The organism is Desulfonauticus sp. (assembly GCF_055126295.1).
On sequence record NZ_JBSRHE010000002.1, the window covers coordinates 1 to 22,975 of the forward strand.

Here is a 22,975-nt window from a genome sequence, read left to right on the forward strand (position 1 = left end):
TTTCATAGGCCTGTTTATCATCATAGGTGGTACAGTAAAAGTTGGGCTTATTGAACTTATGTCTGTGAAAATGATTGACATCACCAACCCTCAGCCAGATAACATGCTCACTTTATCCATGGTTATGGTCTGGTTTTCTGCTATAGCCTCAGCCATAGTGGATAATATTCCCTTTGTAGCCACCATGAACCCCTTGTTAATTGAAATGGTGCATAAGGTTTATAATCTAACAGATCCTGCTACCATGGCCCATATTCAACATGGAGCCATGATGCCTGTGTGGTGGTCTTTGGCCTTAGGAGCCTGTCTGGGGGGAAATGGCTCTCCCATTGGAGCTTCTGCCAACGTAATTGTAGTGGGTATGAGTGAAAAGGCAGGTTATCCCATTACCTTTGTCCGTTTCTTAAAATACGGCGTGCCTGTAACCATACTTACTGTAGCCCTAGCAATGCTTTATATCTATCTTAGATATTATGTGTTGGGTATATAAAAAAAGCCTCCCTTTGTGGGAGGCTTTTTTATTAATAAGTTTTATAAAAATTATTACCAGTCAATATTAAACTCAAACACAGCATCCTCAGCTAAATCTTCTGCTTCTCTAGCTACATTACTTCTTCTGCATTTAAAGCAGAGATTAGGATATACAAGTAAAGTATCTTCACCTAATTTTTTTCTACTAAATTCAATATTTTTTTCTGTAGTTACTACGCTACCGCATTGTTCACATATGACTAACTTATGCTCCGCAACTATCTGGTTTCCAAATATAATTTTTCTTTTACCTTCCTTATCCTCCAGTTTTACATAGCCAGTGGGACAAACCATAAAGCAAGCACCACACCCAACACATACAGAGGAAAGCTCATTAAAAGGAGTAGTAATATGAAACTCATGGCTTCTATCAGCCATACAAAGGGCACTTACCACATGAGTGGAACATACCCGGGCACAAAGACCACAGCGAATACAGTTATCTGGATATAAGCAAGCATATTTACTTTTGGTTCCATATTCCTTGGCCAAACTATTGAGCAAAGGAGAATCCGGACAACGAGTTAAAAGTAATTCCAAAATTACTCGTCTTCCCTGGCGAACCTTTTCACTATTGGTATCTACTTCTATTCCTTCTTTAATAGGAAAATTACAAGCAGTAACCAGTTTACTCCTTCCTCGGTCCTTTACTTCCACAGTACAAAATCTACACATACCCTTTGGCTCTACTGCAGGATGAGCACACAAGGTAGGAATATGAATACCATTTCTTTTAGCTACATCTAAAATATATTCTCCCTTTTCTCCACTTACCTTTTTCCCATCAATAGAAAACTCTATCATACCAGCTTAACCTCTCATGCTTTATTTTTTTATAGGAACAGGCTTTATACTATCAAAATTACAATTTCTATAACATTCACCACATTTTATGCATAAATTTTGCTCAATCTTATGAGGAGATTTTTTTTCACCACTAATAGCTTCAGCCGGACATTTGCGTTTACAAAGTCCACAACCAGTACACTTATCTGGATCTATCTCAAAGTTAAATAGTTTTTTACATACTCCAGCCCGGCAAAAGCCTTCTTCTATATGCTCTAAATATTCATGTTTAAAATACTTAAGAGTACTAAGGACAGGATTGGGAGCAGATTTACCCAGACCACACAAGGAAAATCCTCCCACAACTTCTCCCAGGTCCTTTAATTTATCAATATCTTCTAACCTACCCTCACCCTGAGTTATGCGATTTAAAATTTCTTCCATCTGCACCAGGCCTTCCCTACAAGGCGTACACTGCCCACAGGATTCTTCTACTAAAAAATGCACAAAATAGCGGGCAACATCTACCATACAGTTGGTCTGATCCATAACAATCATGCCACCTGAGCCCATAATAGAGCCCAAAGAAGTAAGTCTTTCAAAATCAACAGGTTCATCAAGATATTCTTTGGGAATACAACCTCCAGAAGGACCTCCGGTTTGTACTGCTTTAAACTCTCTATTTTTAGGTGTTCCTCCTCCAATATCATAAATAATTGTTCGCAAAGAAGTTCCCATAGGTACTTCTACCAGGCCTACATTATTTACTGAGCCTGTGAGTGCAAAAATTTTAGTTCCCTTGGACTTTTCTGTACCAAGTTCTGCAAACCACTCCCAGCCTTTTAAAATAATACTGGGTACATTGGCATAGGTTTCCACATTGTTTAAATTGGAAGGAGAATTGCGAAAACCCTTTTCTACAGAACGAATGTACTTTGCTCTAGGACGCCCCACCTTTCCTTCTAAAGAAGCCATTAAAGCAGTGGACTCACCACAGACAAAAGCTCCTGCTCCAGTGGAAATTTTTATATCAAAAGAAAAATCTGTACCCAGAATATTATCACCTAAAAGCCCCAAGCTCCTGGCCTGCGCAATGGCTGTATGCAAGGTTTTTACAGCCAGAGGATATTCAAAACGAATATAAATATATCCTTCTTTAGCTCCAATAGCATAAGCAGCCAGAAGCATACCTTCCAGAACTCGGTGAGGATCCCCTTCCAGAAGGGATCTATCCATAAAGGCACCGGGGTCTCCTTCATCTGCATTACAAATTACATATTTTTCACCAGGATAAGACGAACAATACTGCCACTTAAGTCCTGTGGGAAAACCAGCCCCGCCCAATCCTCTTAAACCTGACTTTTTTACCTCTTCAATAACTTCCTGTGGACTCATGGAGGTTAAAGCCTTGACCAAGGCCTGATAAGAACCATGGGCAATAGCTTCATCAATTTCAAAGGGATCAATCTCTCCAATGTTCTGCAAAACCCGACGAGTTTGTCTGGCATAAAAGGGAATTTCTTCTGCTTTAGAAACCTTCTCCTTCTGTAAAGGATCCTTATACAAAAGATTATTAATCAACTCGCCTTGTTTTACAGTTTTTTCCACAATCTCTTCTACATCTTTTAACTTTACCTGCTGATAATAAATCCCTTCGGGATACAAAATAACCAAAGGACCACGGGAACAAAAACCATGACAACCTGTAGATTTAACTATAGGCTTTACCTTAACTCCTATATTTTCTGTTTTAATCTTTTCTTTTAAAGCTTCTAAAACTTCTACACTCCCACTAGCCTGACATCCTGTTCCACAACAAACAGTAATAACATTTTCAGTTTCTTTTATTTTTGCCTTAACTTGATTATGGTATTTATAAAAATCATCTATAGATTTAAGTTTAGAATTACTTAACATAATTATTCCCCTTGGGATAACTCTTCAATTATTTTATTCATTTCACTTTGATTAGTACTGGGATGATATTTTCCATCTACTACTGAAACCATAGCCAGAGCACAAGCACCAACACAGTTCACAGTCTCAATAGTAAAAAGACCATCCTCTGTTGTTTCTCCAGGCTCAACTTTAAGTCTTGAACATAATTCCTTTACTACTTTATCACTACCTTTTAAATGACAGGCTGTACCAGTACAAATCTGAATAATATGCTTGCCTCTTGGTTTTAAACTAAAAGAAGCATAAAAGGTAACCACTTCATATATATGCGAAATAGGAAGACTGAGCTTTTCTGCCAAATAAACTAAAGCATCTTTAGGTAAATAGTTGTACTCCTTCTGGATAGCCTGTAAAATCATTATTAAATTTTCTTTATCTCCTCCATACTCTTCATCAATAATTTTATCCAAAAGATTATAATCCACTTGAGCTTCTAGTTGTTTACATTTACACTCACTCATTTCTATTTATCCCCTTTCCACCATGCTTAAAGGTTCTTCTATTACTTTTAATTCTTGTAATTTAGTATTAATCTCATCTAAAGTTCCAAAATATAAACAGCCAGTAGTACAATTTTCCACACAAGCAGGTTTTAACCCTTGCTCCAATCTATTTACACAAAAGTCACATTTTACTACAGTATGCGAGGAAGGATCCCATTGAGGTGCTCCAAAGGGACAGGCCACTATACAACTTTTACAGCCAATACACAAAGAACGATCCATAGCTACAATGCCGTCCTTTTCTCTTTTATATAAAGCTCCAGTAGGACAGGCTTTTACACACCAGGGATTATCGCATTGAAAACAGGAGACAAAAATATTGGCTACTTTTACTTTTCCTTGAATTAATTTTGGCCCAAAGGTAAATATCTGACAGGGTTTTGGAGCAGGATTAGTTAGATTTTTGTTTTGTTTACAATGAATTTGACAACTAAGACAACCTATACACCTAGAGCGATCATGAAAAAGATAATAAATGCTCATCTCTCCTCCCAGTTAAACAATTCTTAATTTAGGAAGAAGGATAAAACAAAGGAGCAATATCTGTCAATTAGTGGTAAAAAAAATATAGGTTAACGCCTAGTTTTCTCCATAAGTGGTAAAAGTGTCTATGCTTTTTTTCTAAGAACCCGCTTATCCCCAATGCGCATGGTGATTTTCTCTTTATCAAAATATTCCAACAAAGGAATGGAATATTTTCTGGAAAGTCCGGTCAAGGCCTTAAAATCAGCAGGAGTAAGCTCTTGCTGTTGCTCAAAGTAAGCAGTTAACTTATCCAGTAATTCCTCTACTACTTGTTTAGCATAGACAATATTTTCATTAAGGCGAACCACTTTGCCTTCTTTTTCTAACAAGCGCAAAATATCGTTCAATTCTTTAGGAGAGCAAGATACCTTTTCTTTTAATTCTTTATAAGTGGGAGGAGTAAGTTTTCCTTTAGAGATCAAGTTTAAAACCATATTGTATATTTTTTCACTATCAGAATGAACTTTTACTTCATATCCATAAATTTTAATGTACTTATCTACAATTTCTATTTGTTTATCTTTTTTAAGATTATTCAATATATAACTAAAAACATGTTCATCAATTTTTATATTCAAACTAGAATAAACTTCATTCCTGCTAACTCCTTCTTCTAATGGATTACTCTTGTGAAATTCTTTTAAATAGTTTAATATATTACTTTTTATTTCTTTTACAATCTCCAGATGCATATAAAGCTTTTTATCTTTAGAGACTAAGAAAACAACTTTTTCAGAGCACAGCTTTTGCAAATACTTTTCCAGCTCTTTAATTCTAAAATTAGTTAAAACTAAAAGTTTATTTATATCTATTCCTTTAAATCCACTTCTTTTTATCTGGCCAGCAACAACCTCCTCAGGATTCAACTGCTCTATTTCTTTAAAAAACAATATTTCTTTGGATTTTCGCTTCAGGTGGGTAGCCAGTGGATCCAACACCCTTCCTCCCCCAACTGTTTGTAAGGGAGAAAAAGAACGCAAAACAAACCTATCTCCAAACAGGGCTACCATGGGTTGAGCAAAGCGAATCTGAGCCAGAGCACTTTCTCCTGGAGAAAGCTCATCCTTTTCCAGTAAATATACCCTGGCCATGACTTCTTTACAGCCGTGGTGAAAGTGAATCTCGCTCCTATGTTTTAAAGGCCTGGGAGCAGAACTAAGGTAATCTATTTTCACTGTCCAGGTTGTAGAAGGAAAAAGGCTTCCAGGCCTGGCCAGGATATCTCCCCGTTCAATCTTATCTTTTTCCACACCCTGCAGGTTAACGGCAGTACGCTGTCCAGCCAGGGCCTCTTCCTTGCTTTCTGAATGCACCTGAATATTTCTAATCTTAGCCAAAAGCTCCCCTGGATAGATTTGAACTTCTTCTCCTACTTTTATCCTTCCAGAAAGGGTAGTGCCAGTAATTACAGTACCATGACCATGCAGGGTAAAGACTCTATCTATGGGTAAGCGAAATACATCCAGAGGCTTTTCTTGCTTTATAGCTGCCACCATCTTTTCAATGGTTGCTTTTAGTTCTTCCAGGCCCTGCCCAGTAGTAGAGGAAACAGGAACAATAGGCGCATCTTTTAAAAAAGTAGAAGCCAAAAATTCCTTAATGTCTTCTTGTACCAATTCCAGCCATTCTTCTTCCACCATATCCACTTTGGTCAAGGCAACTATGCCTTTACTTATTCCCAACAGGGAACAAATTTCCACGTGCTCTTTGGTCTGGGGCATTACTCCTTCATCAGCAGCAATTACCAGCAAAACAAAATCTATGCCCACAGCTCCAGAAACCATATTCTTGACAAACTTTTCATGCCCGGGAACATCTACAATTCCAATTCGGGTATTTCCCAGATCCAGGTAAGCAAAGCCCAGTTCTATAGTAATCCCTCTTTTTTTCTCTTCTGCCAGACGGTCGCAGTCTATACCTGTAAGCGCTCTTACCAGGGTAGTTTTTCCGTGGTCAATGTGCCCTGCTGTTCCCATTACAATAGGCATATGTTCTCTCCTGTTTTTATTTAAAATAAGCTTAAAGGATTTACAGCTTCTCCCAACACAAAAAGGCCAAAATGTAAATGCGGGCCAGTGGCTCTCCCACTACTTCCAGCCAGACCTATAACCTCTCCTTTTTCTACCACTTTGCCCAAACTAGTTTTAAATTGGTTTAAATGCATATAAAGGGAATAAATCCCCAAGCCATGATCCAAAATCAAAGTATTACCGCCAAAAAAAAGACTTTTAGCCAGGACCACTTTACCTCTAGCAAAAGCTCGTATGGGTGTGTTTAAAGGAGCCCGAAAATCCACACCTCGATGATAACTTCGCTCCTCTCCATTTAAAATTCTCTTTACACCAAAAGGGGATAATACTTTGCTCCTTACAGGAAGCTGTATTTCTCTCAAAAAGCTATAGGGAGTAACTGTATTTAAAATTCTGTTAACAATATATTTTTCTTTTTTTATTCTTTTTAAATCTTTTTTAGAAAAATAAACAAATTTTTTAGGCAATTTTAAATATTGCTTAGAAAAGTTTTTTTTCAAAATTTTAATTTTATACTTTTCTTTAAAAAATTTTCCCTTTTCTTGATAATAAATCCAAAAGAGCCTATCTTTTTTTTCTTTAGCAGAAACTCCAAGTATAACTCTACTTTTTTTCTGTTTATTTAAGGGAACTACCATAGTTTTACTGTTGTATTTTAATAAAATTCCATTTACTTCTGACGAATATTTAACTTCTAACCAAAAACAATTTCCCTGATAAACTTTTCTAGGATAAGAGACTTTTATAGAAGCATAAAGAGAAGTGGAAAAAAGGAAAAAAAATATTATTCCTACACTAAATAATCTTAGCATCCTTCTTACCATCATAAAATCTCAACTCCACTTCCTCTTGAGACTTAAGTTCTTTTGCCCTTTTTACCAACTTATTATTTCTTTTTTTACTAATCAGAATATAACCTTTTTCCAGAGGTTTTAAAGGGCTACTTTGTTCAAGGTTATTGGCAAGTAAATCTAGTTTATAATCTTTATTTTGTAAAAAAAACTCAATCCAGTTTAAAAGTTCTTGCCTTATAAGGCTTAGTCTATATTCTTTTTCGTCAAGTTTAAAATTATTTAGTTTATCAAACAATATAGACTGCTTAGAAGACAAAATATTTTCTTTCTTAAGGATAAATTCTTGCCACAAATGAAGTAATTCTTGTTTTAAGTAGTTAAACTTATTTATTAAAGAATTAATCTTTTCTCTGGGACTTAAATAAAACAGCTTTTGCTTTAAGTGCAAAAAACTTTCTTCTTTTTGTTTTAAAAAAGCAAAAAAGCCCTGTTCCAGGTCCATTTGCAATTCATCTACCTGTCGCACCAGGTTTTCTTTTAAAGGCCAAAGCAGTTGAGGCACATGACTGGGAGTAGAGGCCCTCTTATCTGCTACAAAATCTGCAATAGTAAAATCCACCTCATGCCCTATTCCTGTAATTACAGGTAATTTGGAGGAAAAAATAGCCCTGGCCACCTCTTCGGTATTAAAGGACCACAGATCTTCCAAGGAACCGCCACCTCTAATTAATACTAAAACTTCAACTTCTTCTTTTAAGTTGGCAAGCTCTATGGCCCTGACCAACTGCTCCACACTTTCTTTTCCCTGAACACTGGTGGGATAAACAATAATCTCTTTGCTCAGACCATAATCTCTGGCAATCTTTAAAAAATCCTGCAAAGCAGCAGAATTAGGTGCAGTAATTACCCCTACTTTATAAGGATTAAAGGGTGTTGTTTTTTTATTTTCTAGAGCAAAAAGTCCTTCTTTTTCCAGTTTTTGCTTTAAGGCCTCAAAGGCTAAAAAAAGGCTCCCCAGGCCTACTTCCTGGACAAATTCGGCAATTAATTGATACACTCCTCTTTGGGGATAAACATTGATTTTACCTGCAACAATAATCTCCTGCCCATCTCCAAGCAATTCACTTAATTTTCTTCCCTCTCTATCTCTCCCCACCTGGCTTCCTTTAAACCAAACCACCTGCAAACAGGCCTGTTCATCCTTTAAGGTAAAGTAAATATGACCAGAAGTGGCCTTAGAATAGTTGGAAATTTGACCCCTTACCCACACAAAGGGGAAATTACTTTCCAAAAGGTCCTTAAGTCCCTGGGTTAGTTCGGAAACAGTAAAAATATAAGGCAAAAAAAACTCCTGTCTTGAAAGTAGAATTAATATTTAAGTAGGAGTTTAAAAAAGAGTGGAAGAAAAGAAAAGAAAAAATTTAAAAGGATTAAAGAGGTTTAAAACCTGGAGAGGTGAGTTCTTTTACCACCTGGTAAACATCACCCAGACATCACCTGCCTTTGGGATTTTTCTGCGCACAATCACAATTACCTTTTGCTTTTTCTGCCTTTATTCTCTCCAGAATTAAAGATTTCCCATGTTTTTTAAAATCTTTCTCTATATCCTTGCGAGAATAACCAAAGCAATAACAAATAAGTTCTTCTGACATTTTTTCCTGCCTGAGCTTTAATTGGGCAATTTTCTACACTCTATTTCTGAAGAAGTACAGACCATATTCCTGCCACTATTCTTGGCCAGGTACAGAGCTTGATCAGCTCTGGCAATAAGCTCTTCAGCTGGAGTAAAGGGCTCTGGGCGCAAGCTGGTTACTCCTATGCTCACTGTAACTCTTATTTTTTTCTTACCAGAACTAAAATAACTCTTTTCAATTTTTTTCCTGATTCTCTGGGCTAAAATCCAGGCTCGTTCTTCTGGAGTTTCTGGAAGCAAAATAACAAACTCTTCTCCCCCATATCTGGCTACCAGGTCAGTTTCTCTGACACTCTGCTGGACTATTTGAGCAATCTTTTTCAGGACCATATCTCCTACTAAATGCCCATAGGTGTCATTTATAGATTTAAAAAAGTCCACATCCAGCAGGAGCAATCCCAGATTTCTGCCACTTCTTTGATGCCTTTTTAACTCCAGACGCAAAGCCTGGTCAAAATGTCGACGATTATAAAGGCCAGTAAGCCCATCGTGATCTGCTCGCAACTTTACTTCTTCAAAACGCAGGGCATTGCGAATAGCCAGCCCCAAGTGAGTACAGGCACTTTGTAAAACCTGAAATTGATCTTTACCCAGGCTTTCTCCAGCTAAAGTTAAAATGGCCATACACCCATAGACCTTTTGGGCGTGTTTTAAAGGTACCAAAATAATATTTTCTCTCTGTAATTTTTCTTGTTCTTCTTCACTGGCCAGCCAATTTAATTGAAACTCCCGAACTTCTTTTTTAGTAAATCTTTTGACCACTTCCAGTAAATATTCTTGCCAGGAAAATACCTTTTCTGCATTTCCCTGAGGAATAAAACACTGAATACTGCTTAAATCTTCCTGCCACCCAAAAACACCGCCTATCTCCTTTACCTCCAGAACCTGTTTTAACTCTTCTCTGGCAATCTTAAAAATCTTTTCCAGTTCTAAGGTTTCTGTAGATCTGGTTAAAATTCTATTTAAAAAACTAAGTAAAGCATTTTTGCGAGCCAAAATCTCTCGTTCCAGACTAATTTCTCTGGTCATATTCAATATATCCAAATAAGTAGCAAAAAGTTCCTGGGCTTTATGGAAAAGAGAAAAGAGGTTGTTTTTCTCTACAGGCAAGGATAAGAAACCTAAGAAATTTTCAGGTAGGTTTTCCAACTCACCAAATAACTGTCTGTTTTTACTAACAAAAATTACCTGTCCCTGTTCTTTAGGAAAATTCAAAGGTGCAGATTCCAAATCTATAAAGTAAAGAGGCCAAAAAGAAAAAGTTTCCTCCCCACTAAACCTATCCGGGGTAAACCATCTCCTGGGTCTTTCAGGCAATAACTTATCTATATCTTCAAATAATTTTCTTTGCTTACCAACAAAAACAAATCCTAGCTCTGGCATATTTTCCTCCTCAGGGAGAAAAATGCAAAAAAAATACCACAAGCCTGTAATCTCTAGGTTTCACTAAAAAAAACTTGAGAAAAACCTTTTTTTTCCTTAAATCCTCTGAAACTGGAGGAGAAAATGGGCGGAAGAAAAAAAGTATCCTTTGACCAAAATTTAAAAGACCTGGAAAACATAGTAGAAAAGCTTAATCAAGAAGACCTTCCTCTAGAAGAAGGTGTTCAATTATTTAAACAGGGAATGGAAATACTGGAAAAATGTAAGGAACAATTAAATAAAGCCAAGGATGAAGTTAAAATTTATTTAGAAAATACTAAAAATAACAACGAAGACGAAAATTAAGTATGCAAAAAAAAACTTTTAATCCTCAATTTAAAACCAGGTTAACCCAACTTGCTGAAAAGATAAATACGACTTTAAAAGAAATTATAAGTACTACCAGTTGTCCTCCCCAGCTTAAAGAAAGTATGCAATATAGTTTACTGGCAGGAGGAAAAAGAATAAGGCCCATATTGTGTCTAAGCTGGGGTAAGATGTTAGGCCTGGAAGAAGAAAAAATTCTTCCCTTTGCCTGTGGTCTAGAATTTATTCACACTTACTCCCTTATTCATGATGACCTCCCGGCCATGGATAATGACGACCTTCGAAGGGGCAAACCAACCAATCACAAAATATATGGCGAAGGAATGGCCATTCTGGCTGGAGATGCCCTGCTCACCCAGAGTTTTGAATTAATGCTCTCCACTCCCTTACCTCCTTCTTATGTTTTGGCAGCCACTCTAGAGGTAAGTAAGGCTGCAGGTCCAAAGGGTATGGTGGGAGGACAGGTCCTGGATTTAAGTCTAGAAAATCAAGAGGATATTCAGCTAAACCAGATTCAAGAAATGCACACTTTAAAAACAGGGGCTTTATTGACTGTATCCTGCTTAAGCGGAGCCCTTTTAGCCCAAAGCAAAAAAGAGGATGCCAAAGCCTTAGAGCGGGCAAAGACCTATGGAGAAAATTTTGGACTGGCTTTTCAAATTGTAGACGATATTTTAGATCTTGTAGGCGATGAAAAAACTCTGGGCAAACCAGTAGGTAGCGATCTCAAACAGGGAAAAAGTACCTATCCCAGTTTAATTGGGCTGGAAAAAAGTTATGAATTAGCCTATAAAAGTATAGACAGGGCGCTTTTAGCCCTGGCAAGTTATCAGGGAGAAGAAAAAGATTTTTTGGTGGATATAGCTAAATATATCGTAGCCAGAATAAATTAAAAAAAGAGGTAACTATGGGATTTTTTAGTAAAATCAAAAAGTTATGGAAAAAAGACAAAGAACAACCTGCCGCTGCAGAGCCGCTTAAAACCTCAGAAATCACTCCGGAAAAGGAAGCTGTTAAAGATAAAAAATCTCTACCCACTATTACTGATAAAGCCATAGCTGAAGAGATTTCCAAAGCTTTGGCTTCAGCTGAGCCCAAATTAAGTGTATGGTTAAACATTTTGCTTCAAGGCCTTGAGAAAAAAGGGGAAGAGCTCTGGGCCAGGCTAAAATTTTTATTGGCCAAACTGGAAGTGCCTGAAGAAGAAGCTGAAGATTTTATTGCCAAGTTTAAAAACTGGCTGGATAACATGGAATATGAATATTTAGAAGAATTTAGGTCTGAGCTTCAATATCGCCTTGCTCTAGCTCTAGATTTAGAAGATGAAGAAGATGAACGCAGCCGTTTGTTTTTAAAACTCTCTGAAGGATTGGCCAAAACCAAGGCCCAACTTTCTCGTCAGTTAGACAACCTCCTTAGTACTTCCAAAAATTTTGACTCTGCTTTTTGGGAAGAATTGGAAGAAATTTTAATCATGTCTGATGTGGGGTTTAACACCACCTTAAAACTCATCGACAATCTCAAACAAAAAGCCAAAGACTTAAGTCCAGGGGACCAGGAAGGGTTTAAAAAAATCTTTGCTGAAGAAATCTCCTCCCTTTTTCCTGCCCCCAGTAAAAAATTAATTGCCCTAAAACCAGAAGTGGTCTTGATGATTGGAGTCAATGGAGTGGGAAAAACCACCACCATTGCCAAACTAGCCTATCGCGCGCAAATGCAAGGCAAAAAAGTGCTCCTGGTAGCTGGAGATACCTTTAGGGCAGCAGCCATTGAGCAGTTAAAAATCTGGTCTCAAAGAGTAGGTGTGGGCTTTTACGCTAAAGAGCACGGTGCAGATCCAGCAGCAGTAGCCTTTGAAGCCATGGACATTGCCCTTAGGGATAACTACGACCTGGTTTTAGTAGATACTGCTGGTCGACTCCATACCAAAGTCAACCTCATGGAAGAATTGGCTAAAATTAAACGAGTCTTAAACAAAAAACATCCTGGCTCTCCCCATAGAACCATTCTGGTCCTTGATGCTACCACAGGACAAAACGCCCTCTCCCAAGTAGAACTTTTTTCCAAAGCAGTACCCATTGACGAAATCGTTCTAACCAAGCTAGATGGCACTGCCAAAGGTGGCGTAGTGGTGGCTATTGCCAGTGAATACAATATCCCCATTACCTTTGTAGGCTTGGGAGAAAAAATGGAAGATTTACGCCCCTTTAACGGACAGGACTTTGCAAACGCACTCTTAGGATTTGCCAATGGCCAGAAATAAAAAAACTCAAATCTTAGACACAGCACTCAAGCTATTTGCCTTACAAGGTTATGATGAAACTACAACTTTACAAATTGCTACTGAAGCAAAAGTAACAGAGCCGTTACTATATTATCATTTTAAAAACAAAGAAGAAATTTTTACCTGTATTTTGGAAAAAATTTTTTCTGAATATAAAGAAATGATATTCAAGCTTCCTAAAAATACTAGATATGAGTTTGACAAAATAGAAAATATAATTAAGCTTCACTTTAATATAGCTGAAAATAGACCCTTAGAAGGGAGATTGATCTTAGCCCACTGCCCAGCTAAGTTAAAAAACAATAATCACCTTTGTTCTAATATTGTAGAAGAACAAAAAAACATTCTTATTGAATATATAACATCCTGCCTGGTCAAAGGTATAAACAAAAAAGAATTCAAGGAAGTACCTGTCTTACAAACAGCTTTAGTGCTCATTGCTTTTATCAACGGGCTTTTTAGAAAAAAGCTATTTGAGCAAGAGGAAAATATCCCCTACGAAGAAACAGCTATAGAATTTTGTCGCTACAGTCTGCTAATCTAATTCTACCATTTCTGCTCATATTTATTTCGAAAATAAATAGCTATGCCATTTAAAAGCAACAAGGCTGCCAATAAAATCAAAATCGCAGCAGCAGTCCTTTCTTCATATGCCCTGAGAGAAGCAGAAGCCCAGGTATAAATCTGAGCAGGTAAAACTGTAGCTGCCTGAAAAATAGATTTAGGTGGATCCGGAATATAAGCTATCATGCCAATTATTAACAAGGGGGCAGTCTCACCAATAGCTCTAGCCAGGCTGATAATGGTCCCTGTTAAAATCCCTGGCAAAGCTGCTGGTAAAACCTGATACCAGACCATCTGCCATCTGGAAGCCCCCAGACCGTAAGCTGCTTCGCGTATGGAATCAGGAATAGACCTAAGGGCTGCTCTGGTGCTAATAATAATAACAGGCAAACTCATCAGAGCTAAAGTCATTCCTCCCACCAGGGCAGAAGACCTGGGAATGTGCATAAAGTTAATAAAAATAGCCAATCCCAAAAGTCCAAATAAAATAGAAGGAATTGCTGCTAAATTATTAATATTTACTTCTATAAGTTGAGTAAAATAATTATCTGGCGCAAACTCTTCCAGATATACAGCAGCCATAACTCCCAGGGGAAAACTTATGGACAGGGTAATGAGTAATACATATAAAGTTCCCATAAAAGCAGAAAAGATTCCTGCCATTTCAGGCAATTTGGAATCTCCATAGATAAAAAAGCCTTTGTTAAATTTTAACTTAATTTTTCCTTCCTTTTTTAACCTATCCACAACTTTTTTATCTCTAGGTTTCAACCTGTTGGGTTTTCCTTTAAGATACTGATCTACTTCTGCATCTGCCAGAACCCACTCTTTTATTTGTTTCCCTATAAGATCAGGGTTTTCTTCCATTTGACGAGGTATCAATCTTAACACCCCTCTACTTACAATGTTTTCCATTTCTTCACTAACTGCCAGAAAAGGTATTTCCCTGGCTTCTTCACTATAACTTATCTCAGTTAAAACATAAGCCTGTTTAAAGGCAGTATGTCCTTTATAAATCAAATCAGCAAAAAAAAGAATTAAAAATAAAATAGCTGCACATAAAGATAATCTACACACAGATTTAAAAATTTTTTCTTTTCTATGTCTTTTAGTAAGTAAGTTAGGACTGATATATTTTTCTAACATTACTTAAACCTCATATTGTTGTTTAAATTTTTTAATTACAATCAAAGAAATAACATTTAAAATTAAGGTAAAAACAGTTAAAGCCAGCCCCAGGCCAAAAGCTGATAAAGTTTCCAGGCTGTCAAAGGCCTGATCCCCGGTTAAGGCATCTACAATTCTTACAGTCACAGTGGTCATACCCTTTAAAGGATTGAGGGTGAGATTGGCTTGCAAACCAGCAGCCATGACCACAATCATGGTCTCTCCTACTGCCCTGGAAACAGTCAGTAAAAAAGCAGAAACAATTCCGGGCAAAGCAGCAGGCAGGATTATCTTTAAGATAGTCTCACTTTGAGTAGCTCCCAAAGCTAAAGAACCTTCGCGCATATTTTGGGGGATGGCATTAATCACATCATCAGATAAAGAAGAAATTAAAGGAATAATCATTATGCCCATAACTAGCCCAGGACTTAAGGCATTGGTATACTCTGCTTCCAGCCCCAGCTTAGTAGCAATATCTACCACCAAAGGACTGACTGTAATAGCAGCAAAAAAACCATATACTACTGTGGGAATGCCTGCCAGAATCTCCAGGGCTGGTTTTAAAATTTTTCTCACCTTTGGTCTGGCATATTCTACGAGATAAATGGCTGAAAACAGACCCACTGGTAAAGCCACCATTAAGGCAATGGAAGTAATAACCAGAGTACCGGTAAATAAAGGTACTGCTCCAAACTTGGGTTTAGCTACCAGTTCTCCGGTCCTACCAGCAGCACCTAAAAAGGCTGTATCTGGCTCCCACACCGTGCCGGTTAAGAACTCCCAAAGACTTACTTTACTAAAAAAATGAATGGCTTCAAAAAGTATGGATAAAACAATTCCTATAGTCGTAAAAATAGAAATAAGAGAAGCTAGAATCAAAAGGGCAACAATACACTTTTCAACAAAATACCTGGGTTTTAGAGCAGGTGTAATAAATTTAAGGCCAAGCCAAAGAGAAACTGCACCCACAATCAAAATAAAACTAAAAAGCAAACTCCAGGGGACTTGAATAAGCTTAAACCAACTAAGCACCACTACTATTACATTAACCAGCAAAACAGGGATCAAATAAACCAAAAGGGTAAACCAGCCATAAATATTGGCTTCAAAAAAAAGTCCCTTTTGAGGCAAAACTTTCTCAATTTTTTTCCTGCCTAGATAAAAGGCCAGAAAACCAAAAATGCCCAAAACCAACCAGAAAAAAAGCTTAAAATTTACACTCACCCTTTCCCCCTAAAAACAGGGTGATGCCTTAAAAATAAAGGCATCACCCTTTAATTTTTCAAATCCCAACAGGGCTTACTTCTTTTGTAAATCCTTGAGAGTAAGAGGAGTTAAGGAAAATACGCGATTCCTTACCTCTTCTCTTTCTTTTTTAGGTAGAGGAATAAGCCCTATTCTCTTTAACATCCCTCTATCCCCAATCATTTTTTCACTTAAAAAGAGTTTAACATAATCCATAAGACCTGGAATTTTACCAACATGGGCCTTTTTAATGTAAAAATAAAGAGACCTGGAAAGAGGATATTTGCCGCTGGAAATACTATCAGGAGTTGGACTTACGCCATCTACCACAACTGCCTGAATACGATCACTGTTTTCTTCCAAAAAGCTATAGCCAAAAATACCTATGGCTTCTTTATCCTCAGTAAGCTTTTGCACGATTAAATTGTCATTTTCTCCAGAAGGAATATACACTCCATCCTGTCTAATTTTAGAATACTTCCCGCCATACTCTGGAATTTTTTTCGCAATCTTTTCCATGGCCAACTCTTCAAAGGCATCTCTTGTACCAGAAGTAGTAGGAGGCCCATAAAATTTAATTTTGCGGTGAGGCAATTGGGGATTAATTTCATCCCAGTACTTATAGGGATTGGGAACCAGCTTACCCTTTTGAGGGACTTCAGCTGCTACAGCCAGTAAAATTTCCTTACGAGTCAACTTAAGAGAAGGATTGTTGATATTTTGCGCCAGAGTAATACCATCAAAACCAATCTTAGCTTCTACAATTTCCTTAACTCCATTTTCCTGAGCCCTTTTAAATTCACTTAACTTAATTCTTCTGGAAGAATTGGTAATATCTGGAGTGTTTTCCCCTACTCCAGCCCCAAAAAGCTTATGTCCGCCTCCAGAACCAGTGGATTCAATAACTGGAGTGGGATACTTGGTGGTTGCCCCAAACTCTTCAGCCACATAACTGGCAAAAGGATAAACCGTACTAGAACCTACAATACGGATTTGATCTCTGGCCTGAGCAAAACCCACCAGCCCTAAAACCAACAGACAAATTGTTAAAAAAGTCAATTTTACCTTACTCATAAATAAACCTACCTCCTATAAATATCGTTTGCTCACCTTTGTAGGTAGGTCTGTTTACAGAATAAGGTAAAAAATGTTACATTTTGTTGACAAAACTAAAAGTTTTTTTCTTATCCTGCCTGGACAAAAAAATATATTTTTTTTAAGCAAAACTAAAAAAGAAAAAAGGGGGGAATTCATGAAAAAAACATTTTTTCTATGCCTGGTATTAATCCTTATTATTCCTTCTTTAAGCCTGGCCCAGAATAAAAAAGTTACCTTTTCAGGAAAACAGGTAAAAGGAACAGGACCTCTAAACAATGCTAAGGTAAGCTCTGACACTTTAATTGTAAAAAAAGAAGCTAAAATTATTAAAGTCACAGGAAATGGCAAGTATTGTATCTGGCTTGTAGGTAAGTGGCCTGCTTATCTTTGCAGCAAAAAAACTTCTGACTTAGTGGGAAAAGTTTTACCAGAAGGAGAATATACTATCTTACCTTCTGTTGGAAAATATCAAAGTTATGCTACCACCAGTATAACTGTGGAATGTCCTAATTGTGAAATAAAAAAGAAACGATAAAAAATAGGTAAATTAAAATGCTAAAAAAATAATTATTTTAATAGGAATAGTTATATTTTTTTATTCAACCAATAGTCTAGCCAGGGTAAATTTTATAAAAGGGAGTATAAATAAAAATATTAATATCTCTACTCCATCTACTCCGTTAGTTCCTGAAGATTCTATATACAGGTATATGCCAAAATACAAACCAATATATTCAACCATTATCGAGTTTAAGATAGATAAAAATTCTTCTTATACCCTATACTTACATTATCCACCTCACAAAAATATCTTTTTTAACATATACCAGCAAAATCCACTTACTACTTCCAATCCCAGAAATGCTTATGCTATTTCTTTAGGCGCTTCCAATTATCCCTGCAGACTTGTTAGCCAGCGCTACAATTTGTCTTTTTCTCCCAAAAGCACTTCTTCCAGCCTATATTGCCTTATCTAGCTACCAGCCAAACTTACCAATTATTCTCAATCTCAAATACCCTACAGATCCAGATAGTTTGTTAAAAAGAAAAACTCCTCTTTATTATTGTCCTCAGGTAAGCATATTTTGGGGAGATGTTATCAAAAACCTCTTGCTTCTTCAAAGTACCAGCCCTACCCCTTCTAACTCTATCCTCTTAAAAACTGATAAAGCAAGCTACTCTCCTGGAGAACCCATAAAAGTTAACTTTTCTGGATTTCCAGGGAATAAGCAAGACTGGATAAGTATTGCCTATCCTTATTACCAACCCAATCAAAGTTTACAGTGGCAATACACGCAGGGAAGGACTCAAGGTACCATAAGTTTTAAAGGATTGCCTGCTGGAGATTATGAAGTAAGAGCTTATTTAAACTGACCTGAAGGCAAATACACCATAAAAGCTAGAACCCCTTTTAAAGTTACAAAGACAAATACAACTCTTCCACAGGACAACATAGGAAACCCAAAGGAAAAAATAGAAAATAATTTTAACGTCCTCACCTCTCAAGGCATAAGAATAGAAGCAGAAAAAGAGTTTGCCAAAAATCTCTTTCATCCCACTTCTCCACAAGAACAAGCCTGGCGCTCTAGAAAACTAAAAAACCTTCCTCATTCAGGAGATGGTTACTGGTATCTTTCTAGAAAAAATGATTGGGTAGCTTATCTCGTGAACATACCTTCTCCAGGAAACTACAAACTATGGCTCAAAGATCTAAATGACCACAAACATCCCTATGGGGCCAGAAGTCTTCTCCTTTCTATGGATGGAGAAATAATAGGTACTTTTCCTGAAAATTCAAATCCTCAGAAAAAAATCTGGGGATGGCATAAGCTTACTTCCCTTTATTTAAGCAAAGGACAACACATTTTAATCCTTAAAAAAGCTAAGACCACTTCTGCTGCTGCAGTAATAAATGCTATCTACTTCACTTTAGGAGAGGAGGTTCCAACCCAATAAACTTAAAACTAGAATAAGCTTTATCTAAATTACACTTGAATTTACTTTCTATTATCAAATTGACAGGAGTGTTTTATATTTACTCCTTTTTCTATAAAAACGACATTCTCTGCTATATTTGTAGATAAGTCAGCAATCCTTTCAAATCTCCTGGATATGTTCATGCACTCAACAGACCTTTCTATAGCTGGAGACTCTTTTAACATTAAGTTAATAATGGTCTTAAAAATATAAGAATTTAATTCATCAACCTCATTATCCATACGACAAATATAAAGAGAAAGCTCTGAATTAAGATTGGTAAAAGCCAAATAGCTCTCTTTTAACATCTCTCTAGCTTTGGTTCCCAGTTGATAAATATTATCGTAAAAAGAAAGAGGCGGCCTGGTACTCAAAAAAATAACAGACTGAGCTATATTTACAGCCTCATCTCCTACTCTTTCTAAATCCGAGCAACTGCGCATACAACCTAAAATAAAGCGCAAATCCTTGGCTACAGGCCCCTCCAGGGCCAAAAGTTTTAAAGCAAGTTCATCAATTTCCACTTCTTGTTTATTTACAATTATGTCATTATCTATAACTTCCTGACATAAATCAGCATCCATATTTTTTAAGCCCAAGATAGCTTTATCTACTGCTTCAATAACCTGAGAAAACATATTCAACATTTTTAATTTCAATTCTTCTATTTCTTTAACCAAAATCTTAGACATTTTTTACTCCTTTTAGCCAAATCTTCCTGTGATATATTCCTCGGTTTGTTTTTTATCCGGCCTAGTAAAAATCTTATCCGTAGTATTTACTTCTATAAGCTTACCCATATAAAAAAAGGCTGTATAGTCAGAAACTCTTGCTGCCTGTTGCATGTTGTGAGTAACAATGACAATGGTAAACTTGTCTTTTAATTCAAAGACAAGATCTTCTATCTTTTGGGTAGCAATGGGGTCCAGGGCTGAAGCAGGTTCGTCCATCAATAAAACTTCTGGCTCTACAGCAATGGCTCTAGCAATACACAATCTTTGCTGTTGCCCTCCAGATAAACCCATGGCTGAATCCTTTAACCTATCCTTTACCTCGTTCCATAAGGCAGCCATTTTAAGACTTTCTTCTACTCTATGGGCAATAAATTCTTTGTCCTTAACTCCATTTACCTTTAAACCAAAGGCTACATTTTCAAAAATAGACTTGGGAAAAGGATTGGGTTTTTGAAAAACCATGCCCACTCTTCGCCTAAGCTCCACCACATCCACTCCAGGCGCATAAATATCTTCCCCATCCAGGGTCAATTTGCCTTCTACCCTGCTTCCTTCAATTAAATCATTCATTCTATTTAAACAGCGTAAAAAGGTACTTTTCCCACAACCTGAAGGGCCTATTAAGGCTGTAACCTTATTTTCCAGCATATCCAGGGAAATATTTTTTAAAGCTTGAAATTCGCCATAATAAAAATTTAAATTCTGAGCCTTAATTTTTACTTTCTCCATTTTTATCTTCTTCTCTCCTTTTAGGTAAAGTAAACCAAAAAGCACATCCTCTATTATTTTTTACAGGACTTTCCAGCCAAATCCTTCCTCCCAATTTATTTATAATATGTTTACAAATAGCCAGCCCCAAACCACTGCCTTTGGGTTTTACTTCCACCTTTTCTCCTCGATAAAACCTTTCAAATATCCGCTTTTGTTCATCTGGAGGAATGCCAGGGCCATCATCAATCACGCCAATTTTAAATTCCAGAGGAGTTTCCTCTGCTACAATTTTTAATTCCCCTTTTGTTTCTAAACCATACTTCAAGGCATTATCTATGAGATTTTGAAGTACATGATATATTGCCTTATTATTAGCCAGAACCAGGGGGAAATTCTGGGCTATTTCTTTTTTAAACTTAACTTTTTTAGCTTCAATTCTTACCTTAAATTCCTGCAATAGTCTATCAATCAAAGAATGTACATCTACAGGTTCCATATCTATTATTTCTTTTTCTGTTTCCAGCTTAGATAATTGTAAAATATCATCTAGTAAATTACTCATTTGCTCACTATTACGCTTTACTACCTCTAGAATCTCCTTTCCTCTATTTTTTAAGATATCCTCATTATTAAGTAATGTCTCTATATAACCTTTAATACTGGTTAAAGGAGTTCTCATTTCATGAGAAGCATTGGTAAAAAAATCTCTTTTTATCTTTTCCAGTTTGAGTATTTCACTTATATTATAAAAAACAAGAATATAAAACTTATCTCTTCTAAATTCAAAAGGAATAATCTTGACCTCAAAAAACTCCTTTTCCATTTCCGTACGAAAAGATACCACCTCTATACAGTCTTTAGAAAGAATATCTTCTACCTTATTTTGTAAACTCTTATTTAAAACAACCTCCAGGAAACTCTTTCCTTCAACCTCTTCTCTCTTTACCATTTCTCTAAAGGACTTATTGGACCTTACTAAATTCATATGTTTATCTATAACTACAACTCCTTCCTGAATGTTGTTTAAAACATTTTCCAGCTCTCTTTTTTGACTTTCTATCAATTCAATCTTTTCTGAAAGATTATTAGCCATATTGTTTAAAGCTTGCACCAGATAAGAAAATTCACTTATATCACTAACAAACTTAGACCTTTTCCCTTCACTAAAATCCTTAGCTGCCAAAGAAAGGGAATAAATCCTTTTAGAAATTTTTCTGGAAAATAATATGGAAATAACTAAGGAAAGCAAGAAAGAAATACAGATTAAAAACCAGGCCACTTGTTCAATGGATTGAACAACTCTTTGTAATTGTGAATAAGGCCTGGCCATACGTAAATATCCTTTGAAAGGCCCAATGGATTGCCTGGATGCAATATAAATAAAATAGGTATCAATGGTATCACTATAGCGTATGGAAACTCCATACTTACTTTTTCTAGCTTCAATTAACTCCGGTCTATTGTAATGATTGTCTAAATATTTAATTTTACTTAAATCAAGATAAGAATCACTTATCACCACTCCCTTTTCATCTATAAAGGTAAACCTGGAAGAAAAAAGTTTACTGAGTTTTTTCAAAACTGAATCCAGGCTAGAAATGTCTAAAATATTACTAGATCTTAAAAACTCTATACTAATCAAATATTCCTTTTTTATATCAGCTATGCTTTCTTCTTTTAATTTTGATTCTACTTTATAAGAAAAATAAGCCAATGGTATTAAAGAAGATAATAAAGAAACCAAAAATAAAACTAAAAAAATAATTCTCTTCAAACTATTCATCTTTTATCCTTAATCTATACCCAGTACCTCTTACGGTCTCAATTATGCTGGAATAAGCACCAAGTTTAACCCTAAGCCTTCTAATATGCGTATCTACAGTTCTGGCATAGCCATCAAATTCATATCCCCACACTTTATCCAAAAGATATTCTCTGGATAAAACTGTATTTTTATTTTGTATGAACTCCTTTAATAATTTGAATTCAGTAGAAGTTAAATTTATTTCCTTATTTTGAATAATAAGAGTCATGGCCTTTAAATCTAAAGACATATCCTTATAGGTCCATACCTCTGTTATCTCTTGTTTATCTGCATATCTTCTCAAAATAGCTTTAATCCGCAAAATAAGCTCTCGTACACTAAAGGGTTTTACCACATAATCATCTGCACCCAGTTCAAATCCCACCACTTTATCCACTTCTTCTCCCTTGGCCGTAAGCATCAAAATGGGAATATGCTTGGTTTTGGAATTCTGCTTTAATTTTTTACAAACTTCCAGCCCACCCATCTTGGGCAGCATAAGGTCTAGAATGATAAGCAAAGGCTGTTCTCTTTCTGCCTTTTCATACCCCTCCAGACCATCTAAGGCATATAGTGGCTTAAAATTTTCAATCTCTAAATTAAGTCCAATGAGATTGGCAATATCAGGCTCATCTTCCACAATCAAAATTTTTCCCTTTTCCATAACCCCTTTTCCTCAAACAAGTTCTGCCTTTACTAGAAAAGAAATGTTACATTTTTGTTACTTTTAACTGACAATATTAAAACTTTGCTAAAAAAAATATACCCAAAGTTCAACCAATTGTAACTTATTTTTCATGTTTGACCTTTAACTCCTTTAT

Annotated in this window: 25 protein-coding genes; 9 read left to right on the top strand and 16 right to left on the bottom strand. The window is 36.3% G+C overall.

Translation table 11 applies throughout. From position 1 onward, the window contains the following. On the top strand, positions 1-490 hold a 490-nt coding region (locus ACTCIM_RS01100), incomplete at its 5' end, for an ArsB/NhaD family transporter (RefSeq protein WP_472313384.1). Positions 491-543: 53 nt separating this feature from the next. On the opposite strand, the gene ACTCIM_RS01105 is transcribed toward ACTCIM_RS01100, so the two are convergent. From ACTCIM_RS01105 to ACTCIM_RS01145, 9 genes are all read right to left on the bottom strand, one after another. Further along, on the bottom strand, positions 544-1,335 hold the full coding sequence (locus tag ACTCIM_RS01105; protein ID WP_464279864.1) for a 2Fe-2S iron-sulfur cluster-binding protein: 792 nt from the start codon (positions 1,333-1,335) through the stop codon (positions 544-546). Between the two features lie 21 nt (positions 1,336-1,356). Further along, complete coding sequence (locus tag ACTCIM_RS01110; protein ID WP_472313386.1) at positions 1,357-3,234, bottom strand: NADH-ubiquinone oxidoreductase-F iron-sulfur binding region domain-containing protein; 1,878 nt, start codon at positions 3,232-3,234, stop codon at positions 1,357-1,359. A 2-nt stretch (positions 3,235-3,236) separates the two neighbouring features. After that, entirely contained in the window at positions 3,237-3,737 is a 501-nt protein-coding gene (locus ACTCIM_RS01115; RefSeq protein WP_464279866.1) for an NADH-quinone oxidoreductase subunit NuoE family protein, read from the bottom strand. A gap of 6 nt (positions 3,738-3,743) precedes the next feature. Further along, positions 3,744-4,262 (bottom strand): 4Fe-4S dicluster domain-containing protein, encoded by a 519-nt coding sequence (locus ACTCIM_RS01120; protein WP_464279867.1) that lies wholly within the window; start codon positions 4,260-4,262, stop codon positions 3,744-3,746. A 125-nt stretch (positions 4,263-4,387) separates the two neighbouring features. After that, on the bottom strand, positions 4,388-6,292 hold the full coding sequence (selB, locus tag ACTCIM_RS01125; RefSeq protein ID WP_472313388.1) for a selenocysteine-specific translation elongation factor: 1,905 nt from the start codon (positions 6,290-6,292) through the stop codon (positions 4,388-4,390). 20 nt (positions 6,293-6,312) lie between these two features. Continuing rightward, positions 6,313-7,146, bottom strand: coding sequence for a M23 family metallopeptidase (locus tag ACTCIM_RS01130; RefSeq protein ID WP_472313390.1), 834 nt, complete (start codon positions 7,144-7,146; stop codon positions 6,313-6,315). Continuing rightward, on the bottom strand, positions 7,130-8,470 hold the full coding sequence (gene xseA, locus ACTCIM_RS01135) for an exodeoxyribonuclease VII large subunit (RefSeq protein WP_464279870.1): 1,341 nt from the start codon (positions 8,468-8,470) through the stop codon (positions 7,130-7,132). Before xseA ends, ACTCIM_RS01130 begins: the two co-directional genes overlap by 17 nt. A 151-nt stretch (positions 8,471-8,621) precedes the next feature. Then, the gene (locus tag ACTCIM_RS01140; RefSeq protein ID WP_035260535.1) at positions 8,622-8,780 is read right to left on the bottom strand and encodes a bacterioferritin-associated ferredoxin; all 159 of its coding nucleotides are present in this window, start codon (positions 8,778-8,780) and stop codon (positions 8,622-8,624) included. Positions 8,781-8,797: 17 nt separating this feature from the next. After that, positions 8,798-10,204, bottom strand: a complete 1,407-nt coding sequence (locus ACTCIM_RS01145; RefSeq protein WP_464279872.1) for a sensor domain-containing diguanylate cyclase — start codon at positions 10,202-10,204, stop codon at positions 8,798-8,800. 123 nt (positions 10,205-10,327) lie between these two features. On the opposite strand from ACTCIM_RS01145, the gene xseB reads away from it, so the two are divergent. The 4 genes from xseB to ACTCIM_RS01165 are packed head-to-tail and all read left to right on the top strand — an operon-like array spanning position 10,328 to position 13,398. Beyond that, on the top strand, positions 10,328-10,549 hold the full coding sequence (gene xseB / locus ACTCIM_RS01150; RefSeq protein WP_035260538.1) for an exodeoxyribonuclease VII small subunit: 222 nt from the start codon (positions 10,328-10,330) through the stop codon (positions 10,547-10,549). A gap of 2 nt (positions 10,550-10,551) precedes the next feature. Further along, on the top strand, positions 10,552-11,463 hold the full coding sequence (locus ACTCIM_RS01155) for a polyprenyl synthetase family protein (protein WP_464279874.1): 912 nt from the start codon (positions 10,552-10,554) through the stop codon (positions 11,461-11,463). Between the two features lie 14 nt (positions 11,464-11,477). Next, the gene (gene ftsY / locus ACTCIM_RS01160; RefSeq protein ID WP_472313393.1) at positions 11,478-12,833 is read left to right on the top strand and encodes a signal recognition particle-docking protein FtsY; all 1,356 of its coding nucleotides are present in this window, start codon (positions 11,478-11,480) and stop codon (positions 12,831-12,833) included. After that, complete coding sequence (locus ACTCIM_RS01165; protein ID WP_464279875.1) at positions 12,820-13,398, top strand: TetR/AcrR family transcriptional regulator; 579 nt, start codon at positions 12,820-12,822, stop codon at positions 13,396-13,398. Before ftsY ends, ACTCIM_RS01165 begins: the two co-directional genes overlap by 14 nt. Before the next feature lie 2 nt (positions 13,399-13,400). Here ACTCIM_RS01165 and pstA read toward each other — a convergent pair whose 3' ends face one another. The 3 genes from pstA to ACTCIM_RS01180 form a co-directional block, all read right to left on the bottom strand. Beyond that, complete coding sequence (pstA, locus tag ACTCIM_RS01170; protein WP_464279876.1) at positions 13,401-14,564, bottom strand: phosphate ABC transporter permease PstA; 1,164 nt, start codon at positions 14,562-14,564, stop codon at positions 13,401-13,403. 3 nt (positions 14,565-14,567) lie between these two features. Next, complete coding sequence (gene pstC, locus ACTCIM_RS01175) at positions 14,568-15,809, bottom strand: phosphate ABC transporter permease subunit PstC (RefSeq protein ID WP_472313395.1); 1,242 nt, start codon at positions 15,807-15,809, stop codon at positions 14,568-14,570. Positions 15,810-15,884: 75 nt separating this feature from the next. Continuing rightward, positions 15,885-16,904 (bottom strand): PstS family phosphate ABC transporter substrate-binding protein, encoded by a 1,020-nt coding sequence (locus ACTCIM_RS01180; RefSeq protein WP_464279878.1) that lies wholly within the window; start codon positions 16,902-16,904, stop codon positions 15,885-15,887. Positions 16,905-17,082: 178 nt separating this feature from the next. On the opposite strand from ACTCIM_RS01180, the gene ACTCIM_RS01185 reads away from it, so the two are divergent. The 4 genes from ACTCIM_RS01185 (at position 17,083) to ACTCIM_RS01200 (ending at position 18,884) form a co-directional block, all read left to right on the top strand. Further along, positions 17,083-17,463: a hypothetical protein gene (locus ACTCIM_RS01185; RefSeq protein ID WP_464279879.1), complete on the top strand. Its 381-nt coding sequence runs from the start codon at positions 17,083-17,085 to the stop codon at positions 17,461-17,463. Between the two features lie 175 nt (positions 17,464-17,638). Continuing rightward, positions 17,639-17,905, top strand: coding sequence for a hypothetical protein (locus tag ACTCIM_RS01190; RefSeq protein WP_472313398.1), 267 nt, complete (start codon positions 17,639-17,641; stop codon positions 17,903-17,905). Positions 17,906-17,963: 58 nt separating this feature from the next. After that, positions 17,964-18,302, top strand: coding sequence for a hypothetical protein (locus ACTCIM_RS01195; protein WP_464279880.1), 339 nt, complete (start codon positions 17,964-17,966; stop codon positions 18,300-18,302). A 291-nt stretch (positions 18,303-18,593) separates the two neighbouring features. Then, positions 18,594-18,884: a hypothetical protein gene (locus tag ACTCIM_RS01200; protein WP_464279881.1), complete on the top strand. Its 291-nt coding sequence runs from the start codon at positions 18,594-18,596 to the stop codon at positions 18,882-18,884. Between the two features lie 41 nt (positions 18,885-18,925). Here the strand turns inward: ACTCIM_RS01200 and phoU are convergent, their stop codons facing one another. From phoU to ACTCIM_RS01220, 4 genes are read right to left on the bottom strand one after another with little or no spacing between them, the layout of a single operon-like run. After that, positions 18,926-19,597, bottom strand: a complete 672-nt coding sequence (gene phoU, locus ACTCIM_RS01205) for a phosphate signaling complex protein PhoU (RefSeq protein ID WP_029969309.1) — start codon at positions 19,595-19,597, stop codon at positions 18,926-18,928. A gap of 12 nt (positions 19,598-19,609) precedes the next feature. Continuing rightward, on the bottom strand, positions 19,610-20,368 hold the full coding sequence (pstB, locus tag ACTCIM_RS01210; RefSeq protein ID WP_464279882.1) for a phosphate ABC transporter ATP-binding protein PstB: 759 nt from the start codon (positions 20,366-20,368) through the stop codon (positions 19,610-19,612). Beyond that, positions 20,349-22,133 carry a sensor histidine kinase gene (locus ACTCIM_RS01215; RefSeq protein ID WP_464279883.1) on the bottom strand — a complete coding sequence of 595 codons (1,785 nt, stop codon included), beginning with the start codon at positions 22,131-22,133 and terminating at the stop codon, positions 20,349-20,351. The genes pstB and ACTCIM_RS01215 overlap by 20 nt, the downstream gene beginning before the upstream one ends. Next, positions 22,126-22,818 carry a winged helix-turn-helix domain-containing protein gene (locus ACTCIM_RS01220; RefSeq protein ID WP_464279884.1) on the bottom strand — a complete coding sequence of 231 codons (693 nt, stop codon included), beginning with the start codon at positions 22,816-22,818 and terminating at the stop codon, positions 22,126-22,128. Before ACTCIM_RS01220 ends, ACTCIM_RS01215 begins: the two co-directional genes overlap by 8 nt. Between the last annotated feature and the right edge of the window lie 157 nt (positions 22,819-22,975).

Excerpts from the sequence above, each read along its gene's own strand:
- ACTCIM_RS01105 (WP_464279864.1), bottom strand. The coding sequence starts at position 1,335 with ATGATAGAGTTTTCTATTGATGGGAAAAAGGTAAGTGGAGAAAAGGGA.
- ACTCIM_RS01110 (WP_472313386.1), bottom strand. The coding sequence starts at position 3,234 with ATGTTAAGTAATTCTAAACTTAAATCTATAGATGATTTTTATAAATAC.
- ACTCIM_RS01115 (WP_464279866.1), bottom strand. The coding sequence starts at position 3,737 with ATGAGTGAGTGTAAATGTAAACAACTAGAAGCTCAAGTGGATTATAAT.
- ACTCIM_RS01120 (WP_464279867.1), bottom strand. The coding sequence starts at position 4,262 with ATGAGCATTTATTATCTTTTTCATGATCGCTCTAGGTGTATAGGTTGT.
- selB (WP_472313388.1), bottom strand. The coding sequence starts at position 6,292 with ATGCCTATTGTAATGGGAACAGCAGGGCACATTGACCACGGAAAAACT.
- ACTCIM_RS01130 (WP_472313390.1), bottom strand. The coding sequence starts at position 7,146 with ATGCTAAGATTATTTAGTGTAGGAATAATATTTTTTTTCCTTTTTTCC.
- ACTCIM_RS01140 (WP_035260535.1), bottom strand. The coding sequence starts at position 8,780 with ATGTCAGAAGAACTTATTTGTTATTGCTTTGGTTATTCTCGCAAGGAT.
- ACTCIM_RS01145 (WP_464279872.1), bottom strand. The coding sequence starts at position 10,204 with ATGCCAGAGCTAGGATTTGTTTTTGTTGGTAAGCAAAGAAAATTATTT.
- xseB (WP_035260538.1), top strand. The coding sequence starts at position 10,328 with ATGGGCGGAAGAAAAAAAGTATCCTTTGACCAAAATTTAAAAGACCTG.
- ACTCIM_RS01155 (WP_464279874.1), top strand. The coding sequence starts at position 10,552 with ATGCAAAAAAAAACTTTTAATCCTCAATTTAAAACCAGGTTAACCCAA.
- ftsY (WP_472313393.1), top strand. The coding sequence starts at position 11,478 with ATGGGATTTTTTAGTAAAATCAAAAAGTTATGGAAAAAAGACAAAGAA.
- ACTCIM_RS01165 (WP_464279875.1), top strand. The coding sequence starts at position 12,820 with ATGGCCAGAAATAAAAAAACTCAAATCTTAGACACAGCACTCAAGCTA.
- pstA (WP_464279876.1), bottom strand. The coding sequence starts at position 14,564 with ATGTTAGAAAAATATATCAGTCCTAACTTACTTACTAAAAGACATAGA.
- ACTCIM_RS01180 (WP_464279878.1), bottom strand. The coding sequence starts at position 16,904 with ATGAGTAAGGTAAAATTGACTTTTTTAACAATTTGTCTGTTGGTTTTA.
- ACTCIM_RS01185 (WP_464279879.1), top strand. The coding sequence starts at position 17,083 with ATGAAAAAAACATTTTTTCTATGCCTGGTATTAATCCTTATTATTCCT.
- ACTCIM_RS01190 (WP_472313398.1), top strand. The coding sequence starts at position 17,639 with ATGCCAAAATACAAACCAATATATTCAACCATTATCGAGTTTAAGATA.
- phoU (WP_029969309.1), bottom strand. The coding sequence starts at position 19,597 with ATGTCTAAGATTTTGGTTAAAGAAATAGAAGAATTGAAATTAAAAATG.
- pstB (WP_464279882.1), bottom strand. The coding sequence starts at position 20,368 with ATGGAGAAAGTAAAAATTAAGGCTCAGAATTTAAATTTTTATTATGGC.
- ACTCIM_RS01215 (WP_464279883.1), bottom strand. The coding sequence starts at position 22,133 with ATGAATAGTTTGAAGAGAATTATTTTTTTAGTTTTATTTTTGGTTTCT.
- ACTCIM_RS01220 (WP_464279884.1), bottom strand. The coding sequence starts at position 22,818 with ATGGAAAAGGGAAAAATTTTGATTGTGGAAGATGAGCCTGATATTGCC.